At 71.6% G+C, this 13,555-nt stretch carries 11 protein-coding genes and 1 pseudogene; 7 read left to right on the forward strand and 5 right to left on the reverse strand.

Features of this window, described 5'->3' with window-relative positions:
* Nucleotides 1-283 precede the first annotated feature (283 nt).
* The 3 genes from ACTB72_RS16120 (at nt 284) to ACTB72_RS16130 (ending at nt 3,833) form a co-directional block, all read left to right on the forward strand.
* Nucleotides 284-1,444, forward strand: a complete 1,161-nt coding sequence (locus ACTB72_RS16120; RefSeq protein WP_463038028.1) for a M20 aminoacylase family protein — start codon at nt 284-286, stop codon at nt 1,442-1,444.
* A gap of 102 nt (nt 1,445-1,546) precedes the next feature.
* Complete coding sequence (gene argE / locus ACTB72_RS16125) at nt 1,547-2,707, forward strand: acetylornithine deacetylase (protein WP_463038029.1); 1,161 nt, start codon at nt 1,547-1,549, stop codon at nt 2,705-2,707.
* Between the two features lie 142 nt (nt 2,708-2,849).
* A complete protein-coding gene (locus ACTB72_RS16130; protein WP_463038030.1) occupies nt 2,850-3,833 on the forward strand; it encodes a hypothetical protein in 984 nt (327 codons plus the stop codon).
* Nucleotides 3,834-3,839: 6 nt separating this feature from the next.
* Here the strand turns inward: ACTB72_RS16130 and ACTB72_RS16135 are convergent, their stop codons facing one another.
* Entirely contained in the window at nt 3,840-4,697 is an 858-nt protein-coding gene (locus ACTB72_RS16135; protein WP_463038031.1) for a DUF2927 domain-containing protein, read from the reverse strand.
* A gap of 236 nt (nt 4,698-4,933) precedes the next feature.
* A pseudogene (locus ACTB72_RS16140) lies at nt 4,934-5,947 on the reverse strand (GlxA family transcriptional regulator); the annotation flags it as partial.
* Nucleotides 5,948-6,675: 728 nt separating this feature from the next.
* Between ACTB72_RS16140 and ACTB72_RS16145 the strand changes: the two are divergent.
* The 3 genes from ACTB72_RS16145 (at nt 6,676) to msrP (ending at nt 10,076) form a co-directional block, all read left to right on the forward strand.
* Complete coding sequence (locus ACTB72_RS16145) at nt 6,676-8,067, forward strand: class II 3-deoxy-7-phosphoheptulonate synthase (RefSeq protein ID WP_463038032.1); 1,392 nt, start codon at nt 6,676-6,678, stop codon at nt 8,065-8,067.
* Between the two features lie 92 nt (nt 8,068-8,159).
* Nucleotides 8,160-9,020, forward strand: a complete 861-nt coding sequence (serB, locus tag ACTB72_RS16150) for a phosphoserine phosphatase SerB (protein WP_463038033.1) — start codon at nt 8,160-8,162, stop codon at nt 9,018-9,020.
* Nucleotides 9,021-9,110: 90 nt separating this feature from the next.
* Nucleotides 9,111-10,076 carry a protein-methionine-sulfoxide reductase catalytic subunit MsrP gene (gene msrP, locus ACTB72_RS16155; protein ID WP_463038034.1) on the forward strand — a complete coding sequence of 322 codons (966 nt, stop codon included), beginning with the start codon at nt 9,111-9,113 and terminating at the stop codon, nt 10,074-10,076.
* A gap of 485 nt (nt 10,077-10,561) precedes the next feature.
* Here the strand turns inward: msrP and ACTB72_RS16160 are convergent, their stop codons facing one another.
* Nucleotides 10,562-11,449, reverse strand: a complete 888-nt coding sequence (locus tag ACTB72_RS16160) for a LysR family transcriptional regulator (protein ID WP_463038038.1) — start codon at nt 11,447-11,449, stop codon at nt 10,562-10,564.
* Between the two features lie 170 nt (nt 11,450-11,619).
* On the opposite strand from ACTB72_RS16160, the gene ACTB72_RS16165 reads away from it, so the two are divergent.
* Nucleotides 11,620-12,624, forward strand: a complete 1,005-nt coding sequence (locus ACTB72_RS16165) for a hypothetical protein (protein ID WP_463038035.1) — start codon at nt 11,620-11,622, stop codon at nt 12,622-12,624.
* 77 nt (nt 12,625-12,701) lie between these two features.
* Here the strand turns inward: ACTB72_RS16165 and ACTB72_RS16170 are convergent, their stop codons facing one another.
* Together ACTB72_RS16170 and ACTB72_RS16175 are read right to left on the reverse strand one after the other, a co-directional pair.
* On the reverse strand, nt 12,702-13,151 hold the full coding sequence (locus ACTB72_RS16170; protein ID WP_463038036.1) for a winged helix-turn-helix transcriptional regulator: 450 nt from the start codon (nt 13,149-13,151) through the stop codon (nt 12,702-12,704).
* Nucleotides 13,152-13,253: 102 nt separating this feature from the next.
* Nucleotides 13,254-13,555, reverse strand: a 302-nt coding sequence (locus ACTB72_RS16175; RefSeq protein WP_463038037.1) for an alpha/beta fold hydrolase, incomplete at its 5' end; no start/stop codon positions are given.

The raw sequence follows: 13,555 nt of genomic DNA on the forward strand, positions 1-13,555 counted from the left end.
TTTCTCCCGCGGCGCGGTCCGGCGACGGCGCCCCGTCGCCAGGTCTCCCCGCCCCGGCCGCCGGCCCCACGCCGGCCGCGGGAGACGTCCCCGCCCGACGCCCCCCTCGCCACGCGCCGCGGGCGCCCCGCCCCGACCCGCGCCACGGCCGTCGCGGCGCCTCCTCCCCTTTTCGGCGCCGCAGCACTTGACCCGTCGGGGCCGAGGCGCGACCAATGCCTTTCCGCGCCGCTCGCCCCCACCTGACCCTCCCCCGCCCCCTCACCTGCCCCCGGAGCCTTCCATGCCCGTCATCCCCGAGATCGCCGAGCGTCTGCCCGAATTCACCGCCATCCGCCGCGACCTCCACGCCCATCCCGAAATCGGCTTCCAGGAGGTGCGGACCTCCGGCATCGTCGCGGAAAAGCTCGAATCCTGGGGCATCGAGGTGCATCGCGGCATCGGCGGCACCGGCCTCGTCGGCGTAATCGACGGGAACGCCCCCGGCCGGACCGTCGGCCTGCGCGCCGACATGGATGCGCTGCCGATCGAGGAGCGCACCAATCTCGAATGGCGTTCCACCATCCCCGGCGTCTCCCATGCCTGCGGCCATGACGGCCACACCACCATGCTGCTCGCCGCCGCCCAAAGGCTGGCCGAGACCCGCGACTTCCCCGGCCGCGTCATCGTGATCTTCCAGCCCGCCGAAGAGGGCCTCGGCGGCGCGCGCGCCATGATCAAGGACGGGCTCTTCGACCGCTTCCCCTGCGACGAGGTCTACGGCCTGCACAATTCCCCCTACACCGCCGAGGGCGTGGTCGGCATCAAGCCCGGCGTCGCCATGGCGGGCGCGGACTTCTTCGACATCCGCATCCAGGGCGTCGGCTCCCACGGCGCGTCGCCGCAGCATTCCAGGGACCCGGTGATGGTCGCCACCGCGCTCGCCCAGGCGCTGCAGACCATCCGCTCGCGCAACGCGCCGCCCAACGAGGCCGCGGTGCTCTCCATCACCCAGATCCATTCGGGGTCCGCCTACAACGTCGTCCCCGACGACGCGACGCTCGCCGGCACGCTGCGCTTCTTCTCCGACGAGAGCCGCGACCGGATGCGGGCGCGGATGCGCGAGATCTCGGCCGGCATGGCTCTGGCCTTCGGGGTCGAGATCGAGGTCGACATCCGCGACGTGTTCACCGTGCTCGAGAACGATGTGCAGCTCGCCGACGTGGTCGCGGGCATCGCCGCCGGGATCACCGGGGCCGAGCGGGTGGCGATGCAGACCGAGGCCGTCACCGGGTCCGAGGACTTCGCCGACATGCTCAAAGCCCGCCCCGGCGTCTACTTCACCGTCGGCCACAAGGGCGAGGTGCCGCTGCACAACCCCGCCTTCGTCTTCGACGACGACGTGATCCCGCTCGGCGCCTCGATGCTGGTCTCCGTCGCCCAGGCCCGCCTCGCCGCCGCCTGAGGCGGCGGGCCGCCTGCCGAATGGGCGTCGCGCGGGGCTCCGTCCCCGCGCCTGCCTGACCCGCGATCCGACCGCCCCCTTTCCCTCCCGCCCGGAGAGTCCATGCCCCGCGCCTACACCCCCCGCGAGATGCTCGAGAAGCTGGTCGGCTTCGACACCACCTGCACCGGCTCGAACCTCGCGCTGATCGACTTCGTGCGCGACTGGCTGGCCGAATGGGGGATCGAGGCGACGGTCCTGCCGAATGCGGCGGGCGACAAGGCCGCGCTCTTCGCCATGGTCGGGCCGCAGGTCGAGGGCGGCGTGATCCTCTCGGGCCATACCGACGTGGTGCCGGTCACCGACCAGAAATGGACCGCCGATCCGTTCACGCTGACCGAGCGCGACGGGCGGCTCCATGGCCGCGGCGCCTGCGACATGAAGGGGTTCGACGCGCTGGCGCTCTGCGCGCTGCCGCTCGCGCTCAAGGCCGGGCTGAAGCGGCCGCTGCAGATCGCGCTCAGCTACGATGAAGAGGACGGAATGCACGGCGCGCCGCCCCTGATCGCGGCGATGGCGGCGGGGCTGCCGCGGGCCTCCGCAGTGATCGTGGGCGAGCCGACCGGCATGGCCTGCGTCACCGGCCACAAGGGCATTCTGGAGCTGATCGTGCGGGTGCGCGGGCACGAGATGCACTCTTCGCTCCGCCACAAGTCGGTGTCGGCGGTGATGAGCGCCGCGCGCCTGGTGACCTGGATCGACGATCTTCAGGCCCGCACGCAAGCCGCGCCGCTGGCCGGGGCCGAGCTGTTCGATCCGCCCTTCACCTCGCTCCATGTCGGCGAGTTCCACGGCGGCACCGCCCATAACATCACCGCGGCGAACGCCTGGTTTTCGGTCGACGTGCGCCCCTGCCCGCCGGACGACACCGCGACCTATCTCGCGCGGATCCGGGCCGAGGCGGCGCGGATGGAAGCCGAGCTGCGAAAAATCCGCCCCGAAGCCGCCATCGAGATCGAGGTCAAGGCCGACATCCCCGGCTGCGCCGTGGAGGAAGGCGGCGCGGCGGAGGCGCTGGTCCGCGCGCTGACCGGCGACAACGCCTCCCACGCCGTCAGCTACGCCACCGAGGCGGGGCTGTTTCAGGGCGCGGGCTTTTCGACCGTGGTCTGCGGGCCGGGCGACATCGCCCAGGCCCATCAGCCAGACGAGTTCATCGAGATCAGCCAGCTCGACGCGGGCGAAGCCTTCATGCGCCGCCTGGTCGAGCGCCTCGCCAGCTGAGGCGGCGCGCCACCGGCTTTTTCGCGGTGCGCCGCGGATCGGCCCGTGTCGGCCGAAAGGCGCGGGCGCGGGCCTTGGGTTGCCCGGCGCGCCACGGCGGGTCATCGTCTTGCGTCGCGTCGCGTTCACCGGATTATCGGCCATGTTCCTCGCCCGCCCCGCCCGTCTCCGTCGCGTCACCGGCCTCGCCCTCGCGGGGGCGACGCTGGCCTTCGCGCTGGCGCTGTCCGTCGCCCCTGCCCGGGCCTGCGACGCGGCCGAGATGCGGGGCCTGATCGGGCGCGGCTTCACCGACGCCGAGATCGACCGCCATTGCGCCGCGACCGACGCCGCAACCGCCGCGCCATCGCCTGACGCCCCCGCCTCCGACCTTGCCGAAAACCAACCCGCCTGCCCTCCAAATTCCCTGATCGGGGACTGGACCGCGGAGACCCTGCCTGAAACCGCCGGCGCCGCGCGTCTCGCCGCCCGCGACGCCCGTGCGCTCTGGCGCGTCGGACGGGCCGGGGCCGGCGCGACGCTCTCGATCGGCCCCCGGCGGTGGCCGATCCAGCCCGCGCCCGATCCGGCGCCGCTTATCCAGTCGCGCTGCGAGGCCGGCGTGCTGACCCTGGTCTGGGACGAGACCACCGAGACCGGGGCCGACCGCATGGTAGTCCGCCTGGTCGCGCCAGAGCCCGGCGGGCTCGGCGGCGCGCTGTCGGACAGGCGGGGCGAAGCGCCCGCCCCCGGACAGGCCGACCTCGCCTGGGGGGAGTATCTGCGGGAGCGGCGGGCCGGCCTCTCCACCGCCGCCACCCGGGAATTCGGCCGGATGCGGCTCGAGCGGACGGCGCCGCTCCCGGCGCCCGAGGCGAGCCCGCCGGACACGGAGGCCCGCCCCGGCATCGCCCGCCTGCCGGTGATCGCGCCCCCCTCCGCGCAGGGCGGCCTCGCCGGCCTGCCCGGGTTCGACGAGGCGGAGGCGTCCTCGCCCGCCGCGGCGCGCGAACGGCTGATCCAGCTGCGCGCGGCGCGCGACATGTGCAAGGCGAGCTTCTTCAAGGCGGTGGGCGTCGGCGGCCGCGACATGTGCGGGGCCTTCGACGCCACCATCGCCGAGCTGGAGCGGATCTCCGGCCTCTGAACCCGCTCAGGGGCGGGCGACGTAGCCCTCGACGATGCGCGCGATCACCGGGGTCGCCTCCGCCTCGGTCATGCCGGTGACGAGCCGCGGATCGTAGATCACGGCCAGCGCCAGCCAGTCATAGGCGGTGGGCGCGCTCACCCCGACCGCGTCGTTGAACAGCGTCTCGCGCACGCCCAGGCTGTCGTTGAGGGGCCCGAGCGCCTGCAGCATCTCCTCGTAGACGCATTCCGCCAGATCCGGCGACGCCTCCAGCGCCACCACCGAGAACGCCACTTCGGCCGAGAGGGCGGAGCGGAAGCGCACCTCGGCGAAGCACACGGGTCGTCCGCGGCGCAGGAACGGCTCGGCGAGCGCGTCGAAGCGCTGCTCGGCAAGCGCGGGGTCGGTCCCCGAGATGCGGGCGAGGGTCGCGAGGCTCTCGCGCAGATAGCCGCGGGTGCCGACGAACACCATGATCCCCGGCGGCGCGTCCCAGAGCGCAACCTGGGCGCGCGGCGCGAGGCGCAGACCGGCGAGGCCCGGCAGCTTCTGCGCGAGGATGCGGAACGGGGTCCAGAACCGGTCGTTGCCGGCGATGGCGCCGTCGTCGGAATAGACCTCCACCGGCACCGCGCCGCGCGGAAAACGGCGCAGGCGGCGGTCGGAGAAATGGCGGGCGTCGCCGGGCAGGCGGAAATCCTCGCGCCCGAAGGCGATGTCATGGACGAGGCGGGTGAGGATCTCGGGGTCGAGGCATTCGGGCTCGCCCGGCAGGCAGATCCGGTCGGGGTTCCGGGCGGGCTGGGCGTGGGCGGCGGGCGCGGCGCAGAGGGCCAGAGCCAGCCCCGCGGCGCGCAGCAGGAAAGTGGGAAGCGTCGGCATGGCGCGAAGCGTCGCCCGGCAACGTGGCGGTTTGGGGGCGGGCGCGGTCACGCCCCGCGGTCCGGACCGCCCCCGTCCGGCCCGTCGCGCCGGTCATCGCCCAGACCGTCATCCAGGCCGTCATCCATATCGCCGTCGACGTCGTCGATCTCGTCGTCATGGTCCCCGTCCGCTTCCGGCGACGGGCCGGCGGCGAGCATCCCTGCCGCGCGCGCCTCGGCGGCCAGCGCCTCGGGCCCCGGCGCGGCCACGCCGCGCTCGCGATACGGGGTGCGCTTGTAATGCGCCCGGTAGCATTTCGAGAAATGCGAGGGCGAGGTGAAGCCGCAGGCCAGCGCCACGTAGATCACCGACATGTCGGTCTGCAGCAGCAGCCGGCGCGCCTTCTCCAGCCGAAGTTCCAGATAGTAGCGCTTGGGCGAGCGGTCGAGATAGCGGCGGAACAGGCGCTCGAGCTGGCGGGTGGACATGCCCACCTCCTCCGCCAGGCGGGCGGCGGAGACGGGCTCCTCGATATGACCGTTCATCAGGTCGATGACGCGGCTGAGCTTGGGGTGGCGCACGCCGATGCGGGCGGGGACCGAAAGGCGCTGATGATCCTCGTCGCCGCGCAGGTTGGTGTAGACCATCTGGTCGGCGACCATGCCGGCGATGTCGGCCCCGTGCGCCTGGGCGACCAGCCGCAGCATCATGTCGCCGGCCGCGGCCCCGCCGGCGGCGGTCATCGCGTCGCCGTCGACCACGTAGATCTGGTCGCTGAGATCCACATCCGGGAAATCCTCGGCGAAGCCGTCCTGGTTCTCCCAGTGGATGGTGCAGCGCCGCCCGTCCAGCAGCCCGGCCTTGGCCAGCGCGAAGGCCCCGGTGCAGACCGCCGACATCGCCACTCCGCGCCGGCTTTCGCGGCGCAGCCAGTTGAGGATCCCGCGCGAGGTGGCGCGCGCCACGTCGAGCCCGCCGCAGACCACGAGACGGCTGCCGCGGGGCAGCTCCTCCATCCCGCCGTCGACCGCGGTGCGCATCCCGCAGGACGCGGCGATGGGGGCGCCGGTCTCGCTCAGCAGCTTCCAGGCGAAAAGCTCCCGGCCCGAGACGTGGTTGGCGAGGCGCAGAGGCTCGATCGCCGAGGCGAAGGCGAGCAGCGAAAACCGGTCGAGCAACAGGAAACCGACCAGCGCCGGCGCTGCGCCCGGCCGCGCGGCGGGGGGCGCGGGGGCGGCCGATCTGGCGAGGGTCTGGCGCGGGTTCATGCCTTCGCCGCTTGCCCGCCGCCGGGGGCTGCGTCAAGCCGATTCCCGAGCGGCCTGCGCGGCATTCCGCGGCCGTGGCATCGGGCCCGCGTCGCCGGAGCGGGCGGTTCGGGGCGAGGCCGGTTGCCGGAAACGCCCGGCCTTCGCGGCCGGGTTTCGCGGTCAGCGCCCCTGCCAAGACCCTTCGGCGCCGTTCGGCGGCGCGCGGCCGGGGCTGGCGGACGGGCCCCGGCCCCTCGGCGCGCGCCCGCCTCGCGCGCCGCGCGCAGGTCGCCGCAGTCGCGGGGCAGCGCCTCCGGATATGTCTCGCGCAGCCAGACCAGCGCCTGTTCATGGCCGCGAACGGCGCTTCGACATCCACCTGCAGCACCGCGGAGCCGATGATGGCTCGGGTTTCGCGCGTCCAGTTCTCGAACGGTTTCTCGACGACGCAGGAGCGCGGCAGCACCAGCCTGCGACCGTTCCCGATGCGGACCACGACATAGGTGGCGGTGATCTCCTCGATCCAGCCCAAGCGCGCGCCTCTCGGGGCGAGGGGGCGGCGCGTCGGTCCCTGCGGAGAGCCTGCGCCGCATCGCAGCAATCCCAGGACGCCCGGGCCCTGTTGCATCGCGGCAAAACGCCAGCCTTGACGGCGCGCTCCATCCCGCCCCCGCGACCCTTGGAAAACCGGGGCGATGCCGCTATAGCCACCCCCCTGACTTCGATCAGCGCAAGGAGCCGATCCGATGGCCGACGCCTGGACCAAAACCAGCTGGCGCAACCGCCCCGCCCTCCAGATGCCCGTCTATCGGGATCAGGACGCGCTGGCCGCCACCACGGCCCAGATCGCTTCGTATCCGCCGCTGGTCTTCGCCGGCGAGGCCCGCGCCCTGACCGCCCGCCTCGCCGAGGTGGCGGAGGGGCGCGCCTTTCTGCTCCAGGGCGGCGACTGCGCCGAAAGCTTCGCGGAGTTCCGCGCCGACAACATCCGCGACACCTTCCGGGTGCTGTTGCAGATGGCGGTGGTGCTGACCTTCGGCGCGTCGATGCCGGTGGTGAAGGTGGGCCGCATGGCCGGCCAGTTCGCCAAGCCCCGCTCGGCCGACACCGAGACGGTGGGCGACCAGACCCTGCCCAGCTACCGCGGCGACATCATCAACGGCTTCGATTTCACGCCCGAAATGCGCGAGCCCGATCCCGCCCGCATGTCGCAGGCCTACCTTCAGTCGGCGGCGACGCTGAACCTGCTGCGCGCCTTCTCGACGGGCGGCTTCGCCGACATCCACCGGGTGCACGCCTGGAACCTGGGCTTCGCCGCCGGCACCCCGGGATCGGAGCGTTATTATGCGCTCGCGGGCCGCATTTCGTCCGCGCTCGACTTCATGACCGCCGCCGGCATCGACCGCGCCACCGAAGAGAAGCTGCAGCGGGTGGACTTCTACACCTCCCACGAGGCGCTGCTGCTGCCCTATGAGGAGGCGCTGGCCCGTCAGGACTCGATCACCGGCCAGTTCGTGGCGGGGTCGGGCCACATGCTGTGGATCGGCGACCGCACCCGCCAGCCGGACGGCGCGCATGTCGAGTTCTGCCGCGGCGTGATCAACCCGATCGGGCTGAAATGCGGGCCGTCGCTGAGCCCCGACGGGCTGATCGAGCTGATCGACCGGCTGAACCCGTCGAACACGCCCGGCCGCCTGACGCTGATCAACCGCTTCGGCGCGGGCAAGGTGCGCGACCACCTGCCCGCCCTGATCCGGGCGGTTGAGCGCGAGGGTCGCAAGGTGGTCTGGTCCTGCGACCCGATGCACGGCAACACCATCAAGGCCGCCACCGGCTACAAGACCCGCCCCTTCGACCGGGTGCAGCAGGAGGTGCAGGAGTTCTTCACCGTCTGCAAGGAAGAGGGCGCGCATGCCGGCGGCGTGCATTTCGAGATGACCGGGCAGAACGTGACCGAATGCACCGGCGGCCTGCATGACGTGACCGAGGCCGATCTCGCGTCGCGCTACCACACCGCCTGCGACCCCCGCCTCAACGCCGCCCAGGCGCTGGAGCTGGCCTTCCTGCTGGCCGAGGAGCTGGAGAAGGACCGTCGCGAAGGCCAGACCGCCGAGCCGCTGGTCGCAGCCCTCCGCTGAGCCCTGCGCGGCGTCCCGCGCCCTCCCCGTTCAGGGGAGGGCGCGGGCGTCGTCGCGTCTTTCCCCGGCCCCTGATCCCCCGGACCCCACGCATGACCGCGCAGATCCTCGTCCTGACCTCCGCCGCCGATCTTCCGGATGAGCTGATCGCCGCCGTCTCGGCGCTGGCGGGCGGGCCCGCCCGGCGGCTGGGCGCGACCGCGGCCGACATGCCGTGCAAGCCCGAGGCGCTTGGCCCGATCCGGTCGAGGCTGGCGGGCGAGGCGGTGGACGCCAACCTGGTCCCAGTCCAAAACCGTGAAAAGCGTCTGCTGATCGCAGATATGGACAGCACCATCATCCCGGTGGAGTGCATCGACGAGATCGCCGACCTCGCCGGCGTCGGGCCCCGCGTGGCGGAGATCACTGAGCGCGCCATGCAGGGCGAGCTCGATTTCGAAGGCGCGCTGCGCGCCCGCGTGGCCCTGCTGCGCGATCTGCCGGTGGAGGCGCTCGACCGGGTCTGGGCCGAGCGGATCACGCTCAACCCCGGCGCCGAGCGTCTGGTCCGCACCATGGCCGCGCGCGGCGCGATGACCGCGCTCGTCTCCGGCGGCTTCACCTTCTTCGCCGACCGGGTGGCCAAGGCCGCGGGCTTCGCCTTCGCCCGCGCCAACACGCTGCTGATCGCGAACGGAAAACTGACCGGGGAGGTCGCCGCCCCCATTCTCGGGCGCGAGGCCAAGCTCGAGGCGCTCAATGCCCTGACCGCCGAGCGTGGGCTGACCGCCGCCGACGCCATCGCGGTCGGCGACGGGGCCAACGACCTTGCCATGGTCGAGGCGGCGGGGCTCGGCGTCGCCTATCGGGCGAAGCCGGCGCTCGCCGCGAAGGCCGACGCGGTGCTCGCCCATTCCGACCTGTGCGCGCTGTTGCACCTGCAGGGCATCGCCGACCCGGGTTTCGGGGCCTGAAACAAACGCTCCCGCCATCACGACGGCTCGTGATTGGACCGGGCGGACCTTCGGGTCTATCTTCCCCTCATCATCCGAAGGGGAGCGCGCATGATCTATCACCGCCGGCCGTCCTGGTTCCTGCCCGACAGCACCGCCACGCCCGAGGGGCTGTTCTGGAACCGCCGTCAGGCGCTGGCCGCGATGGGCTTCGGCGCCGTCTCCGCCGCCCTGCCCGGCCTGCCCGCCTCGGCGCGCGAGGCCGGGACGGAGTGGACGCCGAAGCCGCCGCTCGACCCCGCCTATGCCGATGCCGGCCGCCGGGTGACGCCGGAGAAAATCACCGGCGCCTACAACAACTTCTACGAATTCGGCTCCCACAAAGGCATCGCCCGCGCGGCGCAGGAGATGCCGACCGATCCGTGGACGCTGGAGATCGACGGCCTGGTCGAAAAACCCGGCAAGATCGGGCTTGAGGACCTGCTCGCCAAAATGCCGGTGCAGGAGCGGATCTATCGCCACCGCTGCGTCGAGGCCTGGTCGATGGTCGCGCCCTGGATCGGCTTTCCGCTGGCCGACCTGGTGACATTCGCCGCCCCGACCTCGGAGGCGAAATACGTCCGGTTCCAGACGCTGGCCGACGAGGACTCGATGCCCGGCCTGCGGCAATCCTGGTATCCCTGGCCCTACACCGAGGGCGTGACGATCGAAGAGGCGATGAACCCGCTGCCCTTCATGGTGGTCGGCGCCTACGGAAAAGTGCTGCCAAAGCAGTTCGGCGCCGCGATGCGCCTGCACCTGCCGTGGAAATACGGGTTCAAGTCGGCCAAATCCATCGTCAAGATCAGCTTCGTCGCCGAACGCCCGGTGGGTTACTGGGAAAAACTACAGGATTCCGAATATGGCTTCTGGGCCAATGTGAACCCCGAGGTGGCGCATCGGCGCTGGAGCCAGGCCGAGGAACGCGATCTCGCCACCGGCGACCAGATCCCGACCCAGCTGTTCAACGGCTATGGGGAGGAGGTCGCCGCGCTCTACGCCAGGATGGACGCCGGCGACCGGGACCTCTGGTTCTGAGCGAACCGCGCGTCGCGCTGCGCCAGCCGCGTCCGGATCCCGGGCGCGGTTTTTTTGCGCGCCTTTCAGAAAAAGCTTTTCTCACCGCAGTGCGGCATGGCCCCGCCGGGAGCCCGGACCCGCTGCGGAAACCCGGCGCCACAACCCCGCAGGCCTTGGCGCCACACCGATGAACCTCGCCCAATGACGCTCCCGGTTCGCGACTTGCTCCGCGAATTCATCGTCTTGCCGACGATCGGGCAAAAAAAAGCCGGACGCGAACGCCCGGCCAAGTCCAACAGGGAGGTGTGTTCGTCGCGAAAGCGCCACAGGGGCTGCATCGCTCCGTCCACATCCGGGGATATAGAGCCGCCCCTTTCACTGCGCAAGCGCAACAGGCGTCACAAACCGAATTGCAAAGGAGGTTTGCCTCAAACGCATGGCTTATGCGCCACACTGAACAACGGTCCCGAAACGCCTCTTAACGTTAGCCGAATCCCGCCCGGTCAGGTGGACAGCAGCCCGTCCCGCTCCAGCTCGCTCAGCACGAAGTCGCGGAACACCGCCACGCGCTTCGAGCGGCGCAGCTCGGTCGGATAGACGAAATAGACCGCCGTCGGCTCGGAATGAAGGTCCGGCGCGACCAGGACCAGATCGTCGCTCTCGCGCGCCAGATAATCCGGCAGCGCGCAGATCCCCAGGCCGCTGCGCGCCGCAGCGTAAAGGCCGAAATAGTTGTTCACCGTCACCCGCCGCCGCGCCTGCGAGAAATAGGGGCCGAGAAACAGCTCCCCCGCCGCCACCTGCGGCAGTCCCGGCGAATGGGCGACGAGGCGGTGCTTGGCCAGCTCCTCGGCCGTGGTGGGCGAGCCGTGCTTCTCCACATAGCTGCGCGAGGCGTAGAAGCGGATCACCACCGAAAACAGCTTGCGCCGGATCAGGTCGGCCTGGTTGGGCTCGCGCATCCGGATCGCCACGTCGGCCTCGCGCATCGGCAGGTCGAGCACGGTCTCGGTCAGGGTCATGTCGACCGACAGATCGGGATAGGCGTCGAACAGGCGTTCCAGCCGCGGGGTCAGCCACAGCGTGCCGAAGCCGATGGTCGCGGTGACCCGCAGCTCGCCGTAGACGTCGTCCTTGGCGTCGCGGATCCGGGCCGAGGCGCCGTCGAGCGTGCGGTTCATCTCCCGCGTCGCGGCGAAGAGCAGTTCCCCCTGCTCGGTCAGCAGCAGCCCGCGGGCGTGACGGTGGAAGAGCACCGCGCCCACCTCCTCCTCCAGCGCCCGGATCTGGCGGCTGACCGCCGATTGGCTCAGGTGCAGCGTCTCGCCGGCATGGGTCAGGCTTCCCGCGTCGGCGACCGCGTGAAAGATCCGCAGCTTGTCCCAGTCCATCAAGGCCGTCATCCGATTGCGATCCGGGCCGGGGCCCGGTGATTCAGGGGCGCCGACCGGCGTCGCGGCCGGTTCGGCGCGACTTGTCGGGAGGGTTTTAGCCCGGACGCCTCGCAGCGGTCAAAGTTCGGGTGTAGCTTACATGGAAACATCGCCTGCCGGAGACCTGCATGACATCCCCCGACCCCTTTTCGACCGCCCGTCGCCCGGGCCGGCCCTCGATCCCGCGCCCCGGACGCGACGGGACCGCGGCGAGGGGATCGGCCCGGGGGCGGCGCCGTATCGGGGGGGTGGCGCTGGCCGCGGCCCTGGCGCTGTCCGGGCTCGCGCCCGCCGGGCCGGCCTGGCTGCTCCCCGCGCCCGCCGCCGCGCAGCAGGGCCTCGATGCGCCGGTTCCCGCGCTCGAAGGCCGCTATGAGGGCATCGGGCCGGCGCGGGGGATGAGCGTCGAGATCGACGACGCAGGCCCCAATCCCCGCGGCGCCTTCCGCGATTCCAACGGGGTCGAGGCGACGTTTCAGGGCGGCTGGAAGCAGGGCGGGCTCGAGGCCGTGCTGGCCTTCCCCGAACGCCAGGTGTTCGTGCGCCTGACCCAGGCCGCGCTCGGCCTTCAGATGGCGGTGCTGCCGCTCGACGCCGAGGGCCAGCCGGTCCGCCGCGGGGCGCGGGTGCTGGCCTTCCTGCGCGAAGGCGTGACCGCGCCAGAGCAGCCGGCGCTCTACCAGGATCCGCCCAAGCGCGCGGGGCAGGAGCTCGACCCGGACGTGTTCCTCGCCTCCTACCAGTTCTGGCCGCCGGAGGGGGTGGCCAACGGCTACGACAACATCGGCGCCCGCTATCGCACCGTGTTCCGCCTGTTCCCGCAGCTGCATGCCGACATCCTGTGGAAGCTGTGCCGCGCCGACAGCCAGAAGGCGCTGCTGGCCGAGGCCCTTCGCGGCCAGGGCGCCGGCTGCGCCGACATCGACGCGGCGGTGGAGCGGATGCAGGGCAACGGCCGCTTCGGCGACTGGAAGCGGGCGGTTCAGGCCGAAATCGACGCGCTGATGCCGGCGGTGCAATGCGCGCGCGGCTACATCGTCAAGCGGGAGGTCTGCGGCCCCGCGTCGAAGCGGGTGTCCGAAGCGGCGGTGTCGCTGGAGACGCTGGGCACCCTGCTCACGCGCTGGCGCTGAGCCGGGCGCGGCCTCACGCCGACGCCGGACGGCCGCGAGGGCGCCCGGAGCGGCCGGTCCGGATCCCGCGCGCCGCGTCAGTTGTCGAAGGGCCGACGCGGCGCGAACACGGCGTCGAGGGCGCCGTCGTCTTCCGGCGCGGGCCGCGCGCGCGGAACCGGGTCCATGCGCAGGCGGGCGCGCAGCTCGTTCCCGCCGCCCCAGACCCGGGCCCAGTCGCGCAGGGGCATGATCGCCGCGACCAGCGCCTCCCCCTTCTCGGTCAGTCCGTATTCCATCCGCCGCGCGCCTTCGCGCACCGGCGACCGGGCCAGGATGTCGAACTCGGTCAGCTTGCGCAGACGATTGGACAGGATGTTGCGGGCGACCCCCAGCTCCCGGTGGAAGTCATCGAACCGGCTGACGCCCCGCTGGCAGGCGCAGACGATGAGCAGGCACCAGCGGTCGCCGATCTCGTCCGCCGCGAGCGCCAGGGGATCTTCCGCCAGCTGTTCGAAATGTCCGCCGATGTCGTCCGCCGCAGCCATGAGTTTCCCTCCGGTGCGGGACCGGGACGGCGCGGAACGGCCCATCCCCATGGTCTCGCTCAAAAACCTATTTCGATTGGGTTATACCAACTTTTTCCGGTGTCAACCAGTCGAATGCGCTTCCCTTTCCAGAATCCGGCGCAGCGCGGCGACGGTCGCCGCCGGCTCCGCGTGATGAATCATGTGCCCAACACCCTCGAAGACCTGGAGATTCGCGTTGGGCAGCAGACGCGACAGCGGCTCGGAATGCACCGACACGGCGACGATCTCGTCCGCGGATCCGTGCAGGATTTCCATCGGCTGACGAAGCTCCCGGTAGCGCTGGCTCTGCGCCTGCAACGCCGGGTCGAGATGCTGGATATCCTCGGTATTGGCGCGGAACGAGGCGGGGCGCAGGGTCAGCT

This window comes from Albimonas sp. (assembly GCF_055129145.1).

Coding starts and splice junctions, on each gene's coding strand:
- ACTB72_RS16120 (WP_463038028.1), top strand. CDS start 284: ATGCCCGTCATCCCCGAGATCGCCGAGCGTCTGCCCGAATTCACCGCC.
- argE (WP_463038029.1), top strand. CDS start 1,547: ATGCCCCGCGCCTACACCCCCCGCGAGATGCTCGAGAAGCTGGTCGGC.
- ACTB72_RS16130 (WP_463038030.1), top strand. CDS start 2,850: ATGTTCCTCGCCCGCCCCGCCCGTCTCCGTCGCGTCACCGGCCTCGCC.
- ACTB72_RS16135 (WP_463038031.1), bottom strand. CDS start 4,697: ATGCCGACGCTTCCCACTTTCCTGCTGCGCGCCGCGGGGCTGGCTCTG.
- ACTB72_RS16145 (WP_463038032.1), top strand. CDS start 6,676: ATGGCCGACGCCTGGACCAAAACCAGCTGGCGCAACCGCCCCGCCCTC.
- serB (WP_463038033.1), top strand. CDS start 8,160: ATGACCGCGCAGATCCTCGTCCTGACCTCCGCCGCCGATCTTCCGGAT.
- msrP (WP_463038034.1), top strand. CDS start 9,111: ATGATCTATCACCGCCGGCCGTCCTGGTTCCTGCCCGACAGCACCGCC.
- ACTB72_RS16160 (WP_463038038.1), bottom strand. CDS start 11,449: ATGGACTGGGACAAGCTGCGGATCTTTCACGCGGTCGCCGACGCGGGA.
- ACTB72_RS16165 (WP_463038035.1), top strand. CDS start 11,620: ATGACATCCCCCGACCCCTTTTCGACCGCCCGTCGCCCGGGCCGGCCC.
- ACTB72_RS16170 (WP_463038036.1), bottom strand. CDS start 13,151: ATGGCTGCGGCGGACGACATCGGCGGACATTTCGAACAGCTGGCGGAA.